Source organism: uncultured Algibacter sp. (genome assembly GCF_947495925.1).
GTDB lineage: Bacteria > Bacteroidota > Bacteroidia > Flavobacteriales > Flavobacteriaceae > Algibacter_E.
In genome coordinates this window covers 153,787-174,387 of record NZ_CANMAU010000005.1, presented here as the reverse complement: position 1 = coordinate 174,387, position 20,601 = coordinate 153,787, and the positions used below count along the sequence as shown (strand labels likewise).

The 20,601-nt window shown below is 32.6% G+C and carries 21 protein-coding genes and 1 other RNA gene; 14 read left to right on the top strand and 8 right to left on the bottom strand.

Annotation, left to right across the window (positions count from 1 at the left end; translation table 11 throughout):
* Nucleotides 1–5: 5 nt before the first annotated feature.
* From ppk1 to Q0857_RS11925, 3 genes are all read left to right on the top strand, one after another.
* Nucleotides 6–2,072: a polyphosphate kinase 1 gene (gene ppk1 / locus Q0857_RS11935; protein ID WP_298535535.1), complete on the top strand. Its 2,067-nt coding sequence runs from the start codon at nt 6–8 to the stop codon at nt 2,070–2,072.
* A gap of 3 nt (nt 2,073–2,075) precedes the next feature.
* Complete coding sequence (locus Q0857_RS11930) at nt 2,076–2,981, top strand: Ppx/GppA phosphatase family protein (protein ID WP_298535532.1); 906 nt, start codon at nt 2,076–2,078, stop codon at nt 2,979–2,981.
* A 170-nt stretch (nt 2,982–3,151) separates the two neighbouring features.
* Nucleotides 3,152–3,742, top strand: a complete 591-nt coding sequence (locus tag Q0857_RS11925; protein ID WP_298535529.1) for a porin family protein — start codon at nt 3,152–3,154, stop codon at nt 3,740–3,742.
* Here Q0857_RS11925 and Q0857_RS11920 read toward each other — a convergent pair.
* The 3 genes from Q0857_RS11920 to dnaX are packed head-to-tail and all read right to left on the bottom strand — an operon-like array spanning nt 3,739 to nt 6,637.
* The gene (locus Q0857_RS11920) at nt 3,739–4,320 is read right to left on the bottom strand and encodes a tRNA-(ms[2]io[6]A)-hydroxylase (protein WP_298535527.1); all 582 of its coding nucleotides are present in this window, start codon (nt 4,318–4,320) and stop codon (nt 3,739–3,741) included. The genes Q0857_RS11925 and Q0857_RS11920 overlap by 4 nt on opposite strands.
* Nucleotides 4,321–4,323: 3 nt before the next feature.
* Nucleotides 4,324–4,911 (bottom strand): hypothetical protein, encoded by a 588-nt coding sequence (locus Q0857_RS11915; protein ID WP_298535524.1) that lies wholly within the window; start codon nt 4,909–4,911, stop codon nt 4,324–4,326.
* Nucleotides 4,904–6,637, bottom strand: coding sequence for a DNA polymerase III subunit gamma/tau (dnaX, locus tag Q0857_RS11910; RefSeq protein WP_298535521.1), 1,734 nt, complete (start codon nt 6,635–6,637; stop codon nt 4,904–4,906). The genes Q0857_RS11915 and dnaX overlap by 8 nt, the downstream gene beginning before the upstream one ends.
* Nucleotides 6,638–6,884: 247 nt before the next feature.
* On the opposite strand from dnaX, the gene Q0857_RS11905 reads away from it, so the two are divergent.
* The 4 genes from Q0857_RS11905 (at nt 6,885) to rnpB (ending at nt 11,015) form a co-directional block, all read left to right on the top strand.
* Complete coding sequence (locus Q0857_RS11905; protein WP_298535519.1) at nt 6,885–8,456, top strand: trehalase family glycosidase; 1,572 nt, start codon at nt 6,885–6,887, stop codon at nt 8,454–8,456.
* 656 nt (nt 8,457–9,112) lie between these two features.
* Complete coding sequence (locus Q0857_RS11900) at nt 9,113–9,577, top strand: hypothetical protein (protein ID WP_298535516.1); 465 nt, start codon at nt 9,113–9,115, stop codon at nt 9,575–9,577.
* A 47-nt stretch (nt 9,578–9,624) separates the two neighbouring features.
* A complete protein-coding gene (locus Q0857_RS11895) occupies nt 9,625–10,401 on the top strand; it encodes a serine hydrolase (RefSeq protein ID WP_298535513.1) in 777 nt (258 codons plus the stop codon).
* Between the two features lie 279 nt (nt 10,402–10,680).
* Nucleotides 10,681–11,015, top strand: an RNA gene (rnpB, locus tag Q0857_RS11890) — RNase P RNA component class A.
* 59 nt (nt 11,016–11,074) lie between these two features.
* Here rnpB and Q0857_RS11885 read toward each other — a convergent pair.
* From Q0857_RS11885 to Q0857_RS11865, 5 genes are all read right to left on the bottom strand, one after another.
* Nucleotides 11,075–11,827 carry a hypothetical protein gene (locus Q0857_RS11885; protein WP_298535510.1) on the bottom strand — a complete coding sequence of 251 codons (753 nt, stop codon included), beginning with the start codon at nt 11,825–11,827 and terminating at the stop codon, nt 11,075–11,077.
* A 28-nt stretch (nt 11,828–11,855) separates the two neighbouring features.
* Nucleotides 11,856–12,371 carry a hypothetical protein gene (locus Q0857_RS11880; protein WP_298535506.1) on the bottom strand — a complete coding sequence of 172 codons (516 nt, stop codon included), beginning with the start codon at nt 12,369–12,371 and terminating at the stop codon, nt 11,856–11,858.
* A gap of 149 nt (nt 12,372–12,520) precedes the next feature.
* Nucleotides 12,521–13,069 carry a 16S rRNA (guanine(966)-N(2))-methyltransferase RsmD gene (gene rsmD / locus Q0857_RS11875; RefSeq protein ID WP_298535503.1) on the bottom strand — a complete coding sequence of 183 codons (549 nt, stop codon included), beginning with the start codon at nt 13,067–13,069 and terminating at the stop codon, nt 12,521–12,523.
* Nucleotides 13,069–13,890, bottom strand: a complete 822-nt coding sequence (locus Q0857_RS11870) for a DUF3822 family protein (protein WP_298535500.1) — start codon at nt 13,888–13,890, stop codon at nt 13,069–13,071. The genes rsmD and Q0857_RS11870 overlap by 1 nt, the downstream gene beginning before the upstream one ends.
* Complete coding sequence (locus Q0857_RS11865; protein ID WP_298535497.1) at nt 13,874–14,611, bottom strand: hypothetical protein; 738 nt, start codon at nt 14,609–14,611, stop codon at nt 13,874–13,876. Before Q0857_RS11865 ends, Q0857_RS11870 begins: the two co-directional genes overlap by 17 nt.
* A gap of 130 nt (nt 14,612–14,741) precedes the next feature.
* On the opposite strand from Q0857_RS11865, the gene Q0857_RS11860 reads away from it, so the two are divergent.
* The 7 genes from Q0857_RS11860 to Q0857_RS11830 all read left to right on the top strand — a co-directional run bounded on the left by Q0857_RS11860 (nt 14,742) and on the right by Q0857_RS11830 (nt 20,536).
* On the top strand, nt 14,742–16,166 hold the full coding sequence (locus Q0857_RS11860) for an ATP-dependent RecD-like DNA helicase (RefSeq protein WP_298535495.1): 1,425 nt from the start codon (nt 14,742–14,744) through the stop codon (nt 16,164–16,166).
* A gap of 17 nt (nt 16,167–16,183) precedes the next feature.
* Nucleotides 16,184–16,753 (top strand): DUF4126 domain-containing protein, encoded by a 570-nt coding sequence (locus tag Q0857_RS11855; RefSeq protein WP_298535489.1) that lies wholly within the window; start codon nt 16,184–16,186, stop codon nt 16,751–16,753.
* 72 nt (nt 16,754–16,825) lie between these two features.
* Nucleotides 16,826–17,539 (top strand): 3-deoxy-manno-octulosonate cytidylyltransferase, encoded by a 714-nt coding sequence (kdsB, locus tag Q0857_RS11850; RefSeq protein WP_298535931.1) that lies wholly within the window; start codon nt 16,826–16,828, stop codon nt 17,537–17,539.
* Nucleotides 17,530–18,234, top strand: coding sequence for an HAD family hydrolase (locus Q0857_RS11845; protein ID WP_298535487.1), 705 nt, complete (start codon nt 17,530–17,532; stop codon nt 18,232–18,234). Before kdsB ends, Q0857_RS11845 begins: the two co-directional genes overlap by 10 nt.
* A 2-nt stretch (nt 18,235–18,236) precedes the next feature.
* The gene (locus tag Q0857_RS11840; protein ID WP_298535484.1) at nt 18,237–18,854 is read left to right on the top strand and encodes a CatA-like O-acetyltransferase; all 618 of its coding nucleotides are present in this window, start codon (nt 18,237–18,239) and stop codon (nt 18,852–18,854) included.
* Nucleotides 18,855–18,903: 49 nt separating this feature from the next.
* Nucleotides 18,904–19,986, top strand: a complete 1,083-nt coding sequence (locus Q0857_RS11835) for an iron-containing alcohol dehydrogenase family protein (protein ID WP_298535482.1) — start codon at nt 18,904–18,906, stop codon at nt 19,984–19,986.
* A 1-nt stretch (nt 19,987) separates the two neighbouring features.
* The gene (locus Q0857_RS11830) at nt 19,988–20,536 is read left to right on the top strand and encodes a 1-acyl-sn-glycerol-3-phosphate acyltransferase (RefSeq protein ID WP_298535479.1); all 549 of its coding nucleotides are present in this window, start codon (nt 19,988–19,990) and stop codon (nt 20,534–20,536) included.
* Nucleotides 20,537–20,601: the final 65 nt, after the last annotated feature.

The following is a 20,601-nucleotide window of genomic DNA, read 5'->3' as shown; positions in this document are numbered from 1 at the left end:
ATTTGATGACTAAACCTGAAATTTCCAAAAATAATAGATATATAAATAGAGAAATTAGCTGGCTACAATTTAATGCTAGAGTTTTGCAAGAGGCTCAAGACGAAACAGTTCCGTTAATTGAAAGATTGCGTTTTTTGGGAATATTTTCTAATAATTTAGATGAGTTTTTTAAAGTAAGATATGCTACGGTTAAAAGAATTGTTGAGGCCGGTAAAGGAGGAAAGAATCAACTAGGGGGTATTAAGGCTAAAGAACTTCTTGAAATTATTACTCAAATAGTTATAAAGCAACAAAGTGAAAGTGTTGGAATACTCGAGGAAATTGACGAAGAATTAAAAAAAGAAAATATTTATATCATTGATGAAACGCAGATTGATGATGCGCAACACGATTTTATAAAGCAATATTTTATAAGAGTAGTTAGTCCTGCATTGGTAACGATTATTCTTAACGATTCAGTAGTATTACCGAACTTGAAAGACAGTGGTGCATATTTGGCCGTAAAAATGCTTATGCCAGAAAATATAAAACAATTTGCCTTAATCGAAATACCAAAATCGGTCGATCGTTTTGTGGTTTTACCAAAACAAGGCGATAAGAATTTTATAATAATGGTAGACGATTTACTAAGGCATTGCTTAAGTGATATTTTCAATATTTTCGAGTATACCAGTATTTCAGCTCACATGATTAAAATTACTAGAGATGGTGAGTTAGATTTTGAAAGTGATTTAAGTAAAAGCTTTATTGAAAAAATATCAGACAGTGTTAAACATCGTCAAGTTGGTGAACCGGTTAGGTTTGTTTATGATAAAACTATAAACGATGAAACTTTAAAATATTTAATGTCGAAAATGGGGATAGATGATACAGATAGTATTATTCCTGGAGGCAGATATCATAATCGAAGAGATTATATGGGATTTCCCAGTTTAGGAAGAACAGATTTGATGTATGATAAAATTGAAGCTTTACCCATTAAAGGGCTAAGCTTGCAGGATAGTATTTTCAAAGCAATTGCAAATAAAGATTATTTACTTTATGCACCTTACCAAACGTTTTCATATGTGGTTAAGTTCTTGAGAGAAGCAGCTTTAGATCCTAAAGTTAAAACTATTAAAATAACTATTTATCGCTTAGCGGAAATATCTCATATTGCAAGTTCCTTAATTAATGCTGCTATTAATGGTAAATCTGTAACAGTTTCTATTGAGCTCCGTGCTAGATTCGATGAGCAGGCTAATATTGATTATGCACAGCAAATGGAAGATGAAGGCGTGAATTTAATATTTGGAGTAGCTGGACTTAAAGTGCATAGTAAAATGTGTGTTATTGAGCGTGAAGAAGGCAAAAAAATAAAGCGTTATGGCTTTATTAGTACGGGTAATTTTAATGAGTCTACGGCTAAAATATATACGGACTATACTTTATTTACTTCAAGTCAAAAAATATTAAAGGATGTAAATAAGATTTTCGATTTTTTCTTAACCAATTATAAAATTAATACTTACAAGCATCTTATTGTCTCCCCGCATTATACTCAGAAATCTGTATTTAAATTAATTGATGACGAGATTGAAAATGTAAAAAATGGAAAAACGGGACTAATTCGCTTAAAAATGAATAGTATTTCCAGCTACCCTATGATTGATAAACTCTATGAAGCAAGTAGAGCAGGAGTGAAAATTCAAATGATAGTGAGAGGGCTTTGTTGTTTGATTCCCGGCGTGAAAGGTATGAGTGAAAATATAGAAGTTATAAGTGTTATCGATAAATTCTTAGAGCATTCTAGAATTTATATCTTTGGACATAGTGGAGATACAAAATTGTATATTTCCTCTGCAGACTGGATGACCAGAAATATAGACAATAGAGTAGAGGTGAGTTGTCCTATTTATGATGAAGATATTAAAAGAGAAATCATCGAAACATTTAATATAAGTTGGAACGATAACGTAAAAGCAAGACTATTAAACGATTCACAAGAAAATGAGTATAGAGTTAATGGCAATGAAAAAGTACGATCTCAATATGCTGTATACGATTATTATTTAAAAAAATTAGAAGAATAATATATGCTTTCCATTAAAAAATATGCGGCCATAGATATAGGTTCGAATGCCGTAAGACTTTTGATTTCCAATATTATAGAGCAAAAAGGCAAACCAGTTCAATTTAAAAAAAACTCTCTTGTTAGGGTTCCCATACGTTTGGGAGCAGATGTTTTCATAAAAAATAAAATATCTAAAGAGAATACGCAGCGTATGCTGGATACTATGTTAGCTTTTAAATTGCTTATGAAGTCTCATAAAGTGGTAAAGTATAAAGCCTGCGCAACATCGGCAATGCGAGAGTCAGTCAACGGTAAAAAGGTGGTTGATTTAGTATTAGAGCATGCAGGTTTAAGTATTGATATTATTGGAGGTGAGGAGGAAGCCGCAATAATTGCTGCTACAGATTTAAATAAATTTATAGATCCTAATAAAACATATCTTTATGTTGATGTTGGAGGTGGTAGTACAGAATTTACTGTTATCAATAAAGGAGAACAGATAGCCTCCAAATCATTTAAAATTGGTACGGTTAGGTTACTGAATGACATGGTTAAAAATGAAGCATGGCAAGAACTAAGAGAATGGATTGGTAAAAATGCCAGGGAATATGATAAAATATCGGTTATTGGTTCTGGCGGAAACATTAATAAAATATTTAAAATCTCTGGAAAATCTATGGGAAAGCCGCTTTCATATTTCTATATGACGTCATATTATAATACACTTCAAAACTACTCTTACGAGGAGCGCATAACAGAACTTGATTTAAATCAGGATAGGGCTGATGTGATTATACCTGCTATGAGGATTTATTTGTCAGCTATGAAATGGAGCGGAGCTAAGAATATTTATGTTCCAAAAATTGGATTAGCAGATGGAATAATAAAAAGTATCTATTATGATACGGTTTCGAGCAATACACAGTAGAATTGTGCACTTTAGCTTTTATAATTGTTCTTTTTTGGATTTATAATATATATTCGTACCACAATTATTGTTATTAATTAATACCCAAATCTATTAATAATGAAATAAGCCATATTAAACTTTATATAAATGGCTAATTACATCTGATAGATTTAATAAAACATAAACAGATGAAAAAAGCACTACTATCAGCAATTCTATTTTGTTTTTCAATTTATGGATTTTCGCAAGAAGAATTAACTAATCAGGCGAAGGATACGGTTAAAGTTCAGCAGACTAATTCAGGATCTAAAAGCGTTAAATATGGTATTAGAGGCGGTTTGAATATTTCAAATTTAGACTTCGATGAAACTATAGCTTTTGATAACAAGCACAGGAATAGTGTATTTATTGGCTTTCTTGCCTGTATCCGATTTTCTAAAACATTTTCGTTAATGCCGGAACTGCAGTTTTCGGCGGAAGGAGCCAAAGCAGAACCACTTCATTTAGATTATATCCAAGCCCCAATTTTGTTTAGATTTAAGTTAAGCAATAAAATTCATGCTGGTGTAGGACCTCAAGTGGGATTAAAAGTTCATAAAGAAGGGGACCTATCCAATAATATGGCATACTCTGGTGTTGCAGGTCTAGAATATAGACTTAATTATGCGCTGTTTGTTGATGCACGTTATACTTACGGATTTAGAAATGTGTTTAATGATAATGTAGGTCTAACCGCAAAAAACACTAATATTCAAGTAGGAATTGGTTATAAATTTTAACCATGTACTTTTTCAGAAGTACCTAAATTACTTATTATTTTAGCTTCATATTCAAGAAGTTGCTGCCATTTGGCATCAACTTCTTTTTTATTTCCATATTGTCTGGCAAAGCCTAAAAACATGGTATAGTGGTTAGCTTCACTTACCATAAGATTCCTATAAAAATCGGCTAATTCTTTATCTTTAAGTTCTTCTGAAAGCAACCTAAAGCGTTCACAGCTTCTGGCTTCTATTAATGCCGCATATAGTAATCTGTGCACAAGCTGAGTGGTTCTACTACCGCCTTTAGGAAAGAATTTAACCAGTTCTATAACGTAGTCATCACGTCGGTCTCTGCCTAATACCCAGCCACGTTCTAGTATTTTATCATGTACCATTTTAAAATGGCTTATTTCCTCTTTAACAAGAGCTACCATTTCTTGAATTAACTCTGTGTATTCTGGAAAACTTACTATTAGTGATATTGCAGTACTCGTAGCCTTCTGCTCGCAAAAAGCATGATCAGTAAGTATTTCTTCAATATTTTTTTCTACAATATTTACCCAACGTGGATCAGTTGGTAGTTTTAATCCTAGCATAATTTACACGGTTTTAGCTAAAAAAATATTTTCCTTAATTTGAACGACACCTTTTTTGTCTATCGTGATTATAAAATCTTTAAAGGTTTCAGTATTTGGTATTCTAAAGGTCGTATTCAAGCATAGTATATTTTCTGTTGACGCTTCAAAATTAACCCAAACAAATTGCATGATTGCTTTATTCCAAAATGTAGGGTATTGAAAATCTTTTAAAAAAGCCTTATTTAGAATGAAGTCATTACAATAACTACCATCTTTAATAATATCAACTTTAGCTTCAAAATTACTATAAAATGTACTAACGCCCGAATTCTCCGAAACATCAAAGGTTTCTTTAATATAATTATCTTTTAAAGAATGGTATTTTATTTTCACCTGAAAACCATTATTCATAATGGTATCTGTTACAATTTCAATTGGTTGTTCAGGCACAAATCTTACTTGCTTTTTAAAAGCATTTGTAAGATTTGATTCTGCCAATACTTCTGTAGGACTTTTAAATTTTCTATATCGACCATCACAACTAAAAAACGCAAAAACAGCAAGTAGAACAAAAACAGTTAATGTATTGTTTTTTAATATTTTATACATCTAAATCGAAAGTTTTTCTTAAAATATCAATATTAGGATTTTTATCCTTAAGTTTCTCAAATTTTTCAAGAGTTGTATACGCATATTGCTTTTCCATAACTTCATTAATAGTTATGGCTAAGCTAATATCGAAGTTATTTAAAGCTTTTCTAACATAACCTAAAAGATCATATTGTTGGCGTTCAACTTCTACCTTGTTTGTTGCATTTGGGAATTCTAAATGTGCTATGCTACGTTTTACTTTTGGAACATCAATTGATAAAATTGATGCCAAATTATGTTTACCATCTTTTCGTAATTTATCGATATACTCATTCCAAACTACAATAAATGCCTCTTCAGTAAAGGGTTCTTTAGGAAGTTCTTCTTCGTTAATAACAACTTCCATTTGTTTAATTTGATGCTCTTTTTTAGCTCGAATACTGCTTAAAGATAATCCAGACCTTCTTTTACCTTCCTGTTTGAGTATAATTTTTGGAGGTTCTTTTACTTGAAATTTTTCAACAACTTCCTTTGTGTTTTCCCTGGTTTCAGTAAATTGACTGTCAGTTTTAGAAGAAGCAACATCATGCTCCCTTTTTGAAGGTACTTGAACAGGAATAGGCTTAATTCCTTTATTCTTAAAATACGAAGCTGGAATTATGTAATGTTTGCTATTTTTTTTTTCTCCATCAAAAGTGATAGAGGCAAGCTGCATAAGGCAAAGTTCAACGAGTAAACGTTGATTTTTACTCGTTTTATATTTGAGATCGCACTCATTGGCAAGATTGATACCTTGCATGAGGAAGGCTTGAGAAGCTTTTTTAGCTTGATCTAAATATTTAGCTTTAGTTTGGTCGCCAACTTCAAGAAGTTCGATGGTTTCTTCTGTTTTACTAACCAGTAAATCTCTAAAATGAGAGGCTAAACCAGCAATAAAGTGATGTCCGTCAAAACCTTTAGAAAGTGTCGTGTTAAATTGAAGTAATAATTCTGGTATTTTATTCTCTAAAACTAGATCTGTACTTGTAAAATAAGTATCGTAATCAAGGACATTTAAATTCTCCGTAACGGCCTGTCTTGTTAAGTTTTTTCCAGAAAAACTAACCACTCTATCAAAAATAGATAAAGCATCACGCATGGCACCATCTGCTTTTTGCGCAATAATATGCAAAGCGTCATCTTCAGCAGTTATACTTTGTTCTTCAGCAATGTATTTAAGATATTCTTTAGCATCTTTAACGGTAATACGTTTAAAGTCAAATATCTGGCAGCGCGATAGAATCGTTGGTATTATTTTATGCTTTTCAGTAGTAGCCAAAATAAAAATACAATGCTTTGGTGGTTCTTCTAAAGTCTTAAGAAAGGCATTAAAGGCCGCTTGCGAGAGCATATGAACCTCATCAATAATATAGACTTTGTATTTACCAACTTGTGGGGGAATTCTAACTTGATCTGTTAAACTTCTAATGTCGTCAACCGAGTTATTGGATGCGGCATCTAATTCAAAAATATTAAAAGCAAAATCTTCATCAACCGATTCAGAACCATCACTATTAATCATTTTAGCTAAAATTCTAGCGCAAGTTGTTTTACCTACACCTCGTGGCCCTGTAAATAGTAGGGCTTGTGCTAAATGATTATTATCAATGGCATTAAGCAAAGTGTTTGTAATGGCTTGCTGCCCAACCACGTCTTTAAACGTTTGGGGCCTGTATTTTCTAGCCGATACTACAAAGTGTTCCAATTTTGCTGAATTTAATTCAGCATCTATATGATGCCTATTGAATTGATAACAAAGTTAAAAATTCAATTTAGAATTTAGAATTTTAGGCTTAAAATTTGATAGGAGTTATTAACAAATATAGGATGAATTATACTCACCTTGTTTTCTTGATTTTGTACAAAAAATCAACTAAATTCGTTTAAAGTAGGATATAAGACATTAGAACGATTTCATATCATGATAGTTGTACATACTTAAAAAAATAACGATGAAACCTATAGCTTTTCTATTCATTTTAATAATTTGTATTCCTTCTATAGCTCAAACTGAAAGAGGGAAATTTTTTGAAAAAAAGAAATATGATAACAAACCCATTCCAACCTTTCAAGAAAGCAAAAAACAACTTCCTATCCCAATTCTCGATGACCATCCTGAATGGGTAGAAATGTATTGGAAAACATGGGAACTTGCTTTTTCGAATTTTAAAAAACCGCCTCAGGGCTCTCCTTTTGTTTCTAATTTTATAGATGAAGCCTTCAACGAGCTCATTTTTCAATGGGATACCCACTTTATGATTATGTTTGCAAGATATGGTCATAATATTTTTCCAGCTATAGAATCTCATGATAATTTTTATTGCCGTCAACATAATGATGGATTAATTTGGAGAGTTATTGCCGAAGCAGATGGAAGTGATCATCCATGGGGAGGTGGAAAAAACTTCTCTAGAACCATCAACCCTCCTGTATTTAGTTGGGTAGAAATGAAAAACTACGAACTGACAGGAGACGACTCTCGTTTTAAAATCGTTTTTCCAGTCCTTGAAAAATATGTTGAATGGTTAGAAAAACATCGTATGTCTATAAATACGCCTCATCAATTATACTGGACTAATGGACAGGCCTCGGGAATGGACAACACACCAAGAGACAACGAAAGACCCGATGGTCATAGCAGTTATTCACCTGTTGGATGGGTAGACATTAGCTGCCAAATGGTAATGAACTATCAAGACTTATCTAATATCTGTAGCATTCTTAATTATAAGAAAAAAGCAAAAAAATATAATATAAAAGCAAAAAAATTAGGACACAAAATTAACAAGTGGTGTTGGAATGAAGAAGATGGAATCTATTACGATGTAGACCCTAAAGGTAAACAACAAAAGATAAAAACAATTGCGTCATTTTGGCCAATGTTAGCAGGGATTACTTCAGATAAACAGAATAAAAAACTTATAGAACATCTTAAAAACCCAAATGAGTTTTGGAGAAAAAATATATTTCCTTCACTTTCCGCTGATGAAGAAGATTATTCTACGATTGGTAATTATTGGAAAGGATCGGTTTGGGCACCAACCAATTACATGGTAATTAAGGGCTTAGAAAGGACTAATAATGAAAAATTTGCGACACAATGCGCGGAAAAATATTTAGATGGACTATACCAAGTATTTGAGGAAACTGGAACTTTATGGGAATGTTATGCGCCAGATTCATTTTCCCCAGCAACATTTGAACGCAATAGAGATCTTCAAGTTCGTAAGGACTTTGTTGGTTGGACTGGAGTTGGCCCTGTTGCCTTATTAATAGAAAATATTCTTGGAATACGAGTAAATGGTAGTGCCTCTGAAATAGAATGGATTCTCAATCGAAAAGACAGACATGGAATCAAAAATATTTATTGTGGAAACACCTTAGTATCGCTGTTATATGAAATCAAAAAAGGAAAACCAACTATAACTATTACAAGTAATAATGATATAAAACTTAAAATAGTTCAAAATAAAAAATCAAAAAGTTATCGTCTTTTAAAGGGAGAAACTATTATTGAATTATAATATATAATAATTACTATGTACAACACCGTATAAAGTTAATGTGGGTTTTTATGGCTTACTACAAAGTATTCCAATTTTACTGAATTTAATTCAGTATCTCCTGAGGCCTATTAAATTGATAACGGTAGTTGAAAATTTAAATTAGAATTTAGAATTTTGGCCCTAATATTTAAGATGAGTTATTAACAAATTTGGATAAATTATACTTACCTCGTTTTCTTGACTTTGTAAAAAAAACAGCTAAATTCGTTTAACGTAAAATATAGAACATTATAACGATTTCATATCTTGATAGCTATGGTTCGTTGAATAATCTGGATCCTGAACTCAGAAACTTAGCGCAACAAATCATACCTTTAGATTTTTTGTGTGAAGCAGAAGAAATACACCTGACTCAGATACTTTCCTAAAGGCACTAACTTCAACAAGGCAATTGCTCAACAACTTCAAATTGTACAAGACAGACTCAATAACGCACCAAGGAAAATACTGGTTACAGGACACCATTAGAAGTTCTTATGCCCGAACAACAAGGGTTCCAGAACCATTGTCTAAAAACCAACCTACAATTTGAAGATCCACTTAACCAAAATGACTACCTTTGATCATGTCTTATTTATTAACATTGTTGCGCTAAGACCTTGAATGCACCCTTAATGAGAACGCTTATATTATTCTTATGTTTTTTGATGGTACAATGTACTGTAAAGGAGAAAGCAAAAAATGGTGCTTCCATAACAGAAAAACAATTTACAAACTATTCTGACTTTTCACTTCAAGATTCCCGAGAAATTCATCGAAAATTTATGGAAGGAAATTGGGGAGAAACTTTGGCTGACTGGGCTCATCAAGGAAATGATTCGAGGTACATTTTTCTTAATTACGGTGAATTCTTTTCAACATCAGTAATAAAATGCATACCCAATAAAAAGAAAGAACTTCCTGTAAGGTTAAATTCTAAAATAGAGGATTTTTTGATTGAATTAGATTCGGGAAAAATTCCGTTGAAAAACTACATTACTGAGGCGCCTGTTGATGGACTTATTGTTGTTCACAAAGGGAAAGTTGTCTTTGAAGATTATCCGCGTATGCTTCCATCAGATAAGCACTTATACATGTAACTAAAACATTTGTATCGACAGCTGTTGTATTGCTTGAAAACAGAGGTTTGATTAATTCAGAAAACACAATTAGCACCTATTTGAACGAATTGTCCGGATCAGGATGGGAAGAAATAACAATTCAAAATATTCTTGACATGGCATCTGGAATTGATTGTCCAGTTGACTTTGAAAATATGGACGCATGTTTCGCTAAATCCATAATTGCCTATGGCATCTTTAATTTTAACCAACAGCTGGAAAATCCTCTTGACTATTTGAGAACCATAGAATTTTCTAAAAAGCAGGGAACTGTGTTTGAGTACTCAGATATAAACACGATGATGCTAACGATGTTGGTAGAAAAAGTAACTAACGAGCGTTTCATCAAGTTTGTTGAAAGAGATATTTGGCAAAAGATAGGAGTAGAAAATGATGCAATATTTCAAGACGGTGGATACGGGAGAGCTGCTTCGCCACTTGGAATGAATTCAACATTAAGAGATTTGGCAAGATTTGGTCTTGCATTTAGCCCATCTGGTAGAACGGATGCCAATCCAACCATTTCGGATAGATTTTTAAACGAAATTCAAAATAATCTTAACAAAGATCTAAAGACCAGATCATGGTTTTCGGATGAGGAGCGATTTAATTCTTATCAATGGGACGAAGTTTATGAGGATGGAGATTTTTACAAACATGGACATGGAGGACAGGGACTATATGTATCTCCGTCGGAGGATTTAGTTATCGCCTTCTTTGGAATGGCGGGTAAAGACGTTACAGAACACTGGTTACCAACCATAAGTAGGCAACTAGCAACTTCAGAAATTTTCAAAAATTAACAGTACCGCAACGAACACCTTCCAAAAACAAAGCATGTATTCAATTCTAATCGATAAATAGCAAACAAGCGCATTAAGGATTGAAGTGACATCCTTTTTTGTGCATAACTATAAGTTTGTTTTGTGGGTTTAGTTTATGAATACATCAAAAATACTTGATGAGATACTGAAACAAGTTTAGCCCAAGAAAGATATAACGGAAAGCTTGGCCCGATAGGGGAATGCCTAAATAATTAAATAAATTTATAATAACCAAATTAGGAATTGTAATTTTGCGCTCAAGTAAATCGCCTTATCGCTGCGCTTTTGCGTAGAGGAAAGTCCGAACACCATAGTGCAACATAGTGGTTAATGGCCACCAGCCGAGAGGCTAGGAAAAGTGCAACAGAAAGTATGTACAGGTAATGCTGTAGTGAAACCAGGTAAACTCTATGTGGTGCAATGTCATGTAAACCAGCGTTTGAAGGCGGCACGCTTAAGGCTGGAGGGTAGACAGCTAAAGTGTATTAGTAATAATGCACTCAGATAAATGATAAGGGTGTTTTGTTGTTGTGGATGAGATTCTGAAACAAGTTCAGAACATACAGAATTCGGCTTATAGGTTTACTTTAACATAATAAACCCTTCTTTATTAATTTAAAGAAGGGTTTATCGTTTATAATAGTGACTAACTCTATTCGGTTTTAGGAGTATAATCCATGTCTGGACGCATAGATCCGCGGTGTTCTTCCATTCGGCTGACGTAGTTCATGACCTTGTTAAAGGTTTCCATTCTATCTGGGCCTAGTACTTTTTTGTTTTCTTCACTTCTTTGTGCCGCATCCATTTCGTCTTTAAACGCGACAGAAACCATATAATAATGCTCCATTTGCCCTAAACCATCGCTATACACCCGGTAATATAGTTTAGACCCTTTTTCTTTAAACATATCTCTAACGGCTATCATGCCTTCTTTAATGTTTTTGGCATCTTCTGGTTTGTAGTACATATAATACCATTCTCTATAAGTTTCATCGGCTGGTGCATTACTTACGCCTTCTGGCATGTATGAAAGCTCATCATTTTTTACTATGACATAGGTGCCGTGCGAATCGTAACACCGGTCAAAACGGGCGAATAAATCGGTAAAATCATCACCCATGGCTTTGGCCATATCTGCAAAAGGACGCTCATCGAATGATGCAAAATTTTCTATTGGTGATACATAGAAATATTTATTGTCGTTGGTCATTGCAGTGAACCAAGTTACATCAATGTTATGTTCTGTGGCCGCCGTTTTAAATTCTTTCGCAATAGCTTCGTATTCCATTAACTTAGATGGTTTTACGTTATCCTGATGGATTCTGAACATTTGTTGTGCTAATGCAAGACTAGAAGTTAAGCACAAGGTTAGAGCAATTAAACTGATTTTTTTAAGGGTATTCATAATTTTATTTTTTGGTTGGTTAGTACGTTTAAATTTCAGAATTTATAGTGTCTGTTTGAACTTCGCTTAATGCTGCAAATTCTGCATTCATTTCAGTTTCATTGAAATAAATATGTTCTTCAACAATTTTACCATCAACAAATTGAACCGCCAAGTGAACTGGAATGGAAAGCTTTTTATTGCTCTTGGCGAAAGTATTGTTATGAGTGGCCCAATAGTACACCCAAGTTTCATTTTCTTTATCAAGAACCATTTCTATGTACTCTTTATCATGATTAAAACCATATGAAGACATAGCGCCCGCCATAGCCTCAAGAGCTTTCGCTCTTTTATCGACAGTAGTATGTTTAACGGAATTGACAAAGATTTTGGCCGTATCGCTAAAATGACTTTTCCATTTATCCCAATTTGCAGTTTCGTAGGCTTCTATGCCAGATTTTAGTATTTCTGTTTCTGTTGATTCAGAGAAATAACGTTGTTGAGGAGGTTCTTTGCAGGCCACAAAAAGAATAGCTGTAAATGCGAATAAAAAAAGATGCTTCATTAGATATAGTTTTAAAGGTTAGTGTTTAACTTTAAACCATATACATAAACAGCAAAAAAAAATTTTGGCTGTGAGTCAACAATTCATAGAACCTTGGGACTCTTAGGAGAGAGAACTCTAAAGTACTGAAAAAAAGATAATTAAAAAAATTAGTTTATTTGATTCTTTTCAAAAAAACTAAAAACGTTACCGCCATAACTCTTAGAATAGGCGTAGTGTTCAACTTCAGAAAGGTCTGTATGTTTGGAGTGTTCCACTATAAGTATGCCTTCTTCCATTAGGATGTTGTTTTTAAAAACAAGCTCTGGGATTTTAGAAAATTGCTCAAGAGAAAAATCATAAGGAGGATCTGCAAACACGATGTTAGCTTGTATAGTACACTTTTCTAGAAATTTAAAAACATCGCTTTTTATGGTCTGTATGGGCATTTCAAATTTATTAGCTGTTTGATCGATAAATTTAATACAACCAAAATCTCGATCTACACAAGTGATGTTTTCTGTACCTCTAGAGGCAAATTCATAACTAATATTGCCTGTGCCAGCAAACAAATCTAATACTGAAACATCATCAAAATAATAGAGGTTATTTATAATATTGAATAATGACTCCTTAGCCATATCTGTTGTAGGTCTAACAGGTAAGTTTTTTGGAGCAACAATTTTACGGCTTTTATATAATCCTGATATAATGCGCATTATAGGCTTTTTAATAAAGTGTAGTTTGAGTGATTTGCACTTTTTTGATTACTAAAATCAAAAGTATGTAAGTCACTACCAAAACTTATGTTTCTAATGTATTTGTATGCGATATTATATAATGCATTGCCCTTTTCTACGTCACCAAGAAAAATAAGATCAAACGCTTCTGGGTCTAAATTTAATTGTTCGGTAGTAAAGAGGATATAATAGATGAAGTCTTCTTTTGAGAGATATTTAGAGGTGTTATATAGTTTTAAAGTTCCGTTTTCAATTACAATAATTTCAAAATGATTTTTATTTACATTTACGTAAACTTTTAATCCATTACCATTCTTTTCGGTTTTTAATATACTTTCAATTAAGATGGTAGAAACATGTTTAAAAGTAAAACTGCCAAATTTGTCGTAAATAAAATTGTTAATGTTGATATAGGGGACATAAATATTAATACTATTATTCTCTTCTATAGAATCGTAAGTTATAAAATCAGATTTAAGAATTTTGGAGTTAAATTTTAAATAGTCCGCTAAATGTTCTTCATTAAACAATTCCTTAGGAACCTGTGCGCATAAATCGTTATCATGAATAACAAAAACTTTTTGAAATTCATTATTTAAATCCTGCTCAGTAATGAATAAATTTTTTAAATAGTCTAGAACTTCTAAAGGATTGAGGTTTTTATGAAAACTTTTATGTTCTAGTTTGGTAATAGTATTTGAATCTCTTTGTAGTATACAAAAAGAAAGTCCACTCAAACTTATTTGAATGGACAATTCTAGATTAGTTAGTTTGTTAGAACTATTATTCGTTTGAGCCATATGTTTTTGGCCAGTTTCCAGTTGTATTTACTTCGTCCATCGATCCTACTTTTAAGGCGTCTCCATTAACTCCATCAACCGATACCACTTGGTTTTCTTGAGCAACAAGATCTTTGTTTTGATCAAAAAGAATAATTGCTTTTTTAACAGATGCTTCGAAAACAGGAATATTGATACTGTTTTGCTCGATAAAACCAGCCTTTAAATCAAATTTAGAACCAGCCTCACCAACAGGTACATTCATCATGTTTTTATATCTATCAGATGATTTAAATAAAGAATCTTTAACAGGAACAAATCCTAAAGTATCAATAATCAAAATATCTTTAAACGTATCAACTCCATATAATTTTGTTAATTCCTCATCAACAATACTAGAATCTCTACGTTGAGTAATGGTATAATCTGCAGTATCAATAAATTTAATTAAACCATTAAAATCTTTAGCGAATTTACCAGTTACTTGTCTGTGAGCTAATTGAGAGTTTCTAATGTCTTTTAAACTTTCAATTACTTGAACATATCTTTTGTTTTTCAATTTATTGAATTGAATTGGCTCATAAATCGACATATATGTTTGATAACCTAAAAATGCAATTAATAACCAAAGTACTATGTTTAGAATAGGTTTAAACTTTGAAGGAATAAATTTATCAACCAACTTAACCAAGCCAATTGTAACTAATATCACTGCAACTGCAATAAGAATAAATGTTAACATAGTGTGTTATTTAATTTAAAGTTTATTAATGGTATTTAGCAAATCTACAATTTTTTTTTAATCGTAAAAACAAAGAGAGTAAAAATCATTTTTATCTTTGAATAAAAAATTAAGACAGACATAGCTCTAAATGACCGCATCCGAATTTTATTCCCTTATAAAACAGCAGTTTCCATTTCAGCCTACCGTTAAACAAAACATTGTTTTACAACAGCTATCTAATTTTATTTTTAGTAAAGATAAAAGAGAGTTGTATGTTTTGAAAGGCTATGCCGGTACAGGGAAAACTACTATTATCGGGGCTATAGTAACAAATTTATGGAAAGCTAAGAAAAGTGCTGTACTAATGGCTCCCACGGGAAGAGCAGCAAAAGTAATTGCAAATTATTCTGGTAACGAAGCCTTTACAATTCATAAAAAAATTTATTTTCCAAAGAAAGAAAAGGGAGGTAGCGTTAAATTTGTATTGCAACCTAACAAGCATAAAAACACCATTTTTATAGTTGATGAAGCTTCTATGATTCCTGATACACCAGGAGATTCCAAGTTATTTGAGGATGGTTCGTTATTGGATGATTTAATGCAATATGTTTACTCAGGACATCAATGCAAATTACTTTTAATAGGAGATACCGCCCAGCTTCCCCCAGTTAAATTGGATTTAAGTCCTGCCTTAGATGAAAACAACTTAAGTCTAAATTATAATAAAGAGGTTACAAAAATGGAGCTTGATGAGGTGGTGCGTCAAGAAGAAGGCTCTGGTATTTTAGCCAATGCAACAGTGCTTCGCGATGCGCTTTCAAATACCTTTTTTGATAATTTTAAGTTTGATTTAGAACCCTATAAAGATATTGTAAGGCTTATTGATGGTTATGAAATTATGGATGCCATAAATGATGCTTATAGTGAACTGGGTAATGAAGAAACCACCATTATAGTAAGAAGTAATAAACGAGCAAATTTATACAATCAACAAATAAGAAGTCGGATACTTTTTAATGAAAATGAGTTAACGGCTGGCGATTATTTAATGGTTGTTAAGAATAATTATTTCTGGATAAAACCAACTACTGAAGCTGGATTTATTGCTAACGGCGATATTATAGAAGTTTTAGAAATATTTAGTATTCAGGAAATTTATGGTTTTCGTTTTGCAGAAGTAAAGATAAGAATGGTCGATTACCCTAAAATGCGTCCTTTTGAAACGGTATTGCTTTTAGATACAATTGATGCAGAAACGCCATCTTTACCCTATGAAGACTCAAACAGGTTGTACCAAGAGGTTATGAAAGATTATGAAAGCGAAACGACTAAATATAAAAAGTTTTTAAAGGTTAAAGCTAACAAGCACTTTAATGCTTTACAGGTAAAGTTCTCTTATGCAATTACTTGTCACAAATCTCAAGGAGGTCAATGGAAAACCGTATTTGTTGAGCAACCATATCTTCCCAATGGTATAGATAAAGAATATTTACGTTGGTTATATACAGCCGTAACAAGAGCTAAAGAAAAGTTGTATCTTATTGGTTTTAAAGATGATTTTTTTGAAGAATAAACCATATTTTGAATACTATGACTATTGAAACTATAATAAGTATTTGTCTTGGAATAGGCTTATCTGCATCGGTAGGATTTAGAGTTTTTTTACCCTTATTTGCTTTAAGTTTAGCTTCATATTTTGATGTTTGGCAACTTAATGAATCTTGGCATTGGATAGGTGGTACAGCTGCTTTGGTGACATTAGGGGTAGCAACCTTAGTCGAAGTTTTTACTTATTTTATTCCTTATATAGATAATTTATTAGATACTATTGCGGTTCCTTTGGCGGCTCTTGCTGGTACTGCAATTATGCTTTCAACAGTTGCCGATTTGAGTCCCGTTGTAACGTGGTCATTAGCTATTATTGCAGGAGGGGGAACAGCAGCAGCGGTGGCAGGAACTTCAAGTACTACACGTTTGGCCTCAACCGCTACTACAGGTGGAATTGCGAATCCGGTAGTATCTGTTTTAGAAACAGGAACTTCGGTAGTAATGTCTGTAATTTCCATTTTCCTTCCAATTTTGGCAGGTATATTAGCGCTTCTTATTTTATTTATTGTTTACAAAATCTATAGAAAGTTTAAATCCTCGAAGGTTAAATAGCAAGAATTTTTATGTTATTTTTGGACAAGACTTTTTAACCTAATCAAATCTTAAATTGTGAAAATTATTTCAATGATTCCGGCTCGTTATGCCGCTTCGCGTTTCCCAGGTAAACTTATGCAAAAGTTAGGCGGAAAAACCGTTATTCTCAATACTTATGAAGTAGCTGTGGCAACAAATTTATTTGATGATGTATTTGTAGTTACAGATAGCGACATTATTTATAATGAAATTGTAGATCATGGAGGAAAAGCTATAATGAGTAAAAAGGAACATGAATGTGGTAGTGATAGAATTGCTGAGGCGGTAGAGTTTATGGATGTAGATATAGTAGTTAACATTCAAGGCGATGAACCTTTTACAGATAAGCAATCACTTTTAGAACTCATGGAAGTGTTTAAGGATGACCATGACAAAAAGATTGATTTGGCCTCTTTAATGGTTGAAATCAATGAAGAAGAAGAAATTAAAAACCCTAATATTTGTAAGGTTATTGTTGATAAGGATAACTTTGCACTATATTTTTCGCGCAGCCCAATTCCTTACCCTAGAGAGACTAATGTTGGTGCTAAATATTACAAACATCAGGGTGTTTATGCGTTTAGAAAAGAAGCTCTATTAGATTTTTACAGGCTCCCCATGTTGCCACTTGAGGCTTCCGAAAAAATAGAATGTATTCGTTATTTAGAGTATGGCAAGCGCATTAAAATGGTTGTAACCGACATTCAAAACGTAGAGATTGATACGCCGGAAGACCTAGAACTTGCTCAAAAATTATGGAAATAAATTATCAAAATATTAAGGTAATTGGTTTTGATGCTGATGACACTCTTTGGGTAAATGAAACATACTTTAGAGATGCAGAGCATCAATTTGCGCAATTACTTTCAAAATACGAAACTCCAAATAAAATTGATCAAGAATTATTCAAAAAAGAAATAGACAACTTGCCTTTATACGGTTATGGCGTAAAGGCTTTTGTGCTTTCAATGGTAGAATCGGCCATAGAGCTATCTAATCATAACGTATCTACACAAACTATTGATACCATATTGAATATTGGAAAAGATATGCTCAATAAGCCTGTTGAATTATTAGATGGTGTTAATGAAGTATTAAAAACCCTATCAAAAAAATACAGACTTATATTAGCTACTAAAGGTGATTTGTTAGATCAAGAACGAAAACTTGAAAAATCTGGTTTAACTGACTATTTCCATCACATTGAAGTTCTTAGTGATAAAAAGGAATTGAATTATACAAAGCTTTTAAAGCATTTAGATATTAATCCGTCTGAGTTTTTAATGATAGGGAATTCATTAAAGTCTGATGTTTTGCCTCTAGTAAACATAAAAGCAAATGCTATACATGTTCCCTTTCATACTACTTGGGCTCATGAACAAGTGAGTGAGGAAGAAACGAATGGTGTGTCGTATAAAACTATTAACTCCTTAAAAGATCTCTTGAAATTATTAAAGTAATTATGAGGGTAATTGATATTGAAAATTGGGAAAGAAAGCAGCTTTTTGAACATTTTTCAAGACTACATGATCCATATTTCGGTTTAACTATTCCTTTTGACGTCACACAAGCTTATAAAATTTCAAAAGAAAAAGATATTAGTTTTTTTGGCAAATATCTTCATGATTGTATGAAAGCAATTAATGAGGTTGAAAATTTTAAATATCGCATCGAAGAAGGGCGTGTTGTTGCGTATAATACTATTCATGCTTCAGCGACTATGATAAGAGAGGATAAAACCTTTGGGTTTTCTTTTATAGATTATGATGAAGATTTAAAGGTGTTTTTGAAGAATGTGGCTTCTGAAAAGGACAGGATTAAAAGCACCAAAGAATTGTATCCACCAAAAAATGGGCAGGATTGTATTCATTGTTCTGCCTTGCCTTGGGTGAGTTTTTCTGGTCATAAAGAACCAGCTTCAGATAAAATTGAATCCGTTCCCAGGCTAGCATTTGGTAAGGCGACTGTAGTTGATGATAAATTAATCATGAATGTTGCTATAAGTGCTAATCATGCATTGGTAGATGGCTACCACGTTGGTTTGTTTTCTGAAAAATTTCAGAAGTATTTAAACCAGTAGTATTTAAATTAATAGTATTTTTGATTGTTGTAAAAGTAAACCTATACAAATGAGTTATAAAAATTTTCCAATGGTGTCGAATGTTATTTTCGGCAGAGGTAGTTTCGATCAAATTAATGATGTGTTAGCACCTAAAAGACTTAGTGCTAAAGCACCGTTTATTTTTTTAATTGACGATGTTTTTAAAAATAATTCTTGGTTAACTTCAAGAATTTCATTGTCTTATGACGATAAAATTATTTATTGCTCGTCTGCAGAAGAACCTAAGACTTCTCAAGTTGATAAGCTAGTTGAAGACATCATCTTAATGACTAAGGAAAAGCCATCTGGAATTATTGGTATAGGCGGTGGTACTATGTTAGATTTAGCGAAAGCAGTTGCAATCATGTTAACTAATGAAGGTCCTGCAAAAGATTATCAAGGTTGGGATTTGGTTAAAAACCCAGCAATTTATCATGTTGGTATTCCTACTATTTCTGGAACTGGAGCAGAAGTCTCTAGAACAACTGTGCTAACTGGCCCTGAACGTAAATTAGGTATCAACTCAGATTATACGCCTTTTGATCAAGTTATTTTAGATTCTGAGCTAACTAAAGGTGTTCCCACAGATCAATGGTTTTATACAGGTATGGATTGCTATATTCACTGTGTTGAGTCTTTAACAGGAACCTATTTAAATAAGTTTAGTCAAACTTTTGGTGATATGGCTATTGAATTATGTAGAGATATTTACTTATCAGATAAGCTTTCTGAAGAAGAATCTCAAGAAAGTTTAATGATGGCATCATGGCACGGAGGAATGAGTATTGTTTATTCTCAAGTTGGCGTTGCGCATGCTTTAAGTTATGGACTTTCATATTTATTAGGAACTAAACACGGTATTGGTAACTGTATTGTTTTTGATCATTTAGAAGAATTCTACCCTGAAGGTGTAAAAGAGTTTAAACAAATGAAAGCTAAGCATGGCATTGAATTACCTCAAGGCATTTGTGCTGATTTAACTGATGAACAGTTTAATATCATGATTGATGTAGCTTTGAGCTTAGAACCACTTTGGGAAAACGCTTTAGGTAAAAACTGGAAAAAGGTAATGACTAGAGACAAAGTTAAAAGTTTATACCAAAAAATGTAATATGCAATGGCTAGCTAAATTCATTTATTTTAAACTATTAGGCTGGCAGATACTAGGTAATACCTCATTTTCAAAAGAGACTATTAAAAAGGCTGTAATAATTGCGGTGCCACATACAAGTTGGCATGACTTTTATATTGGTGTGTTATTACGTGCAGTTGTTCAAGTAAAAACCAATTTTATTGGAAAAAAAGCATTGTTTGTTTTTCCTTTTGGTTATTTCTTTAAAGCGTTAGGAGGCGCTCCTATAGATAGAAAGGTTAATGAAAATAAAGTAGATTCTATTGCTAAGTTGTTTGATGAAAACGAAGAGTTTAGAATGACTTTAGCTCCTGAAGGAACAAGAAAAAGGGTGGAGGAGTGGAAAACAGGTTTCTACTATATAGCTAAAAAAGCAGAGGTTCCAATTATTATGTTTACCCTTGATTTTGAGAATAAAACAAACAGAATATCCGAACCTTTTTATCCAACAAATAATATAGAAGCAGATTTTGCTTATATGTATAAGTTTTTTAAAGACGTAAAAGGTAAAGTGCCTGCTTATTCTTGATTATGGCATAATAGTTGTATTACAATTATCAAGCACATGAAACATAAAGTAAACAATTAATTGTC

Bases quoted from the DNA above. Each gene is read 5' to 3' on its own strand.
- ppk1 (WP_298535535.1), top strand. From the start codon at position 6: ATGACTAAACCTGAAATTTCCAAAAATAATAGATATATAAATAGAGAA.
- Q0857_RS11930 (WP_298535532.1), top strand. From the start codon at position 2,076: ATGCTTTCCATTAAAAAATATGCGGCCATAGATATAGGTTCGAATGCC.
- Q0857_RS11925 (WP_298535529.1), top strand. From the start codon at position 3,152: ATGAAAAAAGCACTACTATCAGCAATTCTATTTTGTTTTTCAATTTAT.
- Q0857_RS11920 (WP_298535527.1), bottom strand. From the start codon at position 4,320: ATGCTAGGATTAAAACTACCAACTGATCCACGTTGGGTAAATATTGTA.
- Q0857_RS11915 (WP_298535524.1), bottom strand. From the start codon at position 4,911: ATGTATAAAATATTAAAAAACAATACATTAACTGTTTTTGTTCTACTT.
- Q0857_RS11905 (WP_298535519.1), top strand. From the start codon at position 6,885: ATGAAACCTATAGCTTTTCTATTCATTTTAATAATTTGTATTCCTTCT.
- Q0857_RS11900 (WP_298535516.1), top strand. From the start codon at position 9,113: ATGAGAACGCTTATATTATTCTTATGTTTTTTGATGGTACAATGTACT.
- Q0857_RS11885 (WP_298535510.1), bottom strand. From the start codon at position 11,827: ATGAATACCCTTAAAAAAATCAGTTTAATTGCTCTAACCTTGTGCTTA.
- Q0857_RS11880 (WP_298535506.1), bottom strand. From the start codon at position 12,371: ATGAAGCATCTTTTTTTATTCGCATTTACAGCTATTCTTTTTGTGGCC.
- rsmD (WP_298535503.1), bottom strand. From the start codon at position 13,069: ATGCGCATTATATCAGGATTATATAAAAGCCGTAAAATTGTTGCTCCA.
- Q0857_RS11870 (WP_298535500.1), bottom strand. From the start codon at position 13,890: ATGGCTCAAACGAATAATAGTTCTAACAAACTAACTAATCTAGAATTG.
- Q0857_RS11865 (WP_298535497.1), bottom strand. From the start codon at position 14,611: ATGTTAACATTTATTCTTATTGCAGTTGCAGTGATATTAGTTACAATT.
- Q0857_RS11860 (WP_298535495.1), top strand. From the start codon at position 14,742: ATGACCGCATCCGAATTTTATTCCCTTATAAAACAGCAGTTTCCATTT.
- Q0857_RS11855 (WP_298535489.1), top strand. From the start codon at position 16,184: ATGACTATTGAAACTATAATAAGTATTTGTCTTGGAATAGGCTTATCT.
- kdsB (WP_298535931.1), top strand. From the start codon at position 16,826: ATGATTCCGGCTCGTTATGCCGCTTCGCGTTTCCCAGGTAAACTTATG.
- Q0857_RS11845 (WP_298535487.1), top strand. From the start codon at position 17,530: ATGGAAATAAATTATCAAAATATTAAGGTAATTGGTTTTGATGCTGAT.
- Q0857_RS11840 (WP_298535484.1), top strand. From the start codon at position 18,237: ATGAGGGTAATTGATATTGAAAATTGGGAAAGAAAGCAGCTTTTTGAA.
- Q0857_RS11835 (WP_298535482.1), top strand. From the start codon at position 18,904: ATGAGTTATAAAAATTTTCCAATGGTGTCGAATGTTATTTTCGGCAGA.
- Q0857_RS11830 (WP_298535479.1), top strand. From the start codon at position 19,988: ATGCAATGGCTAGCTAAATTCATTTATTTTAAACTATTAGGCTGGCAG.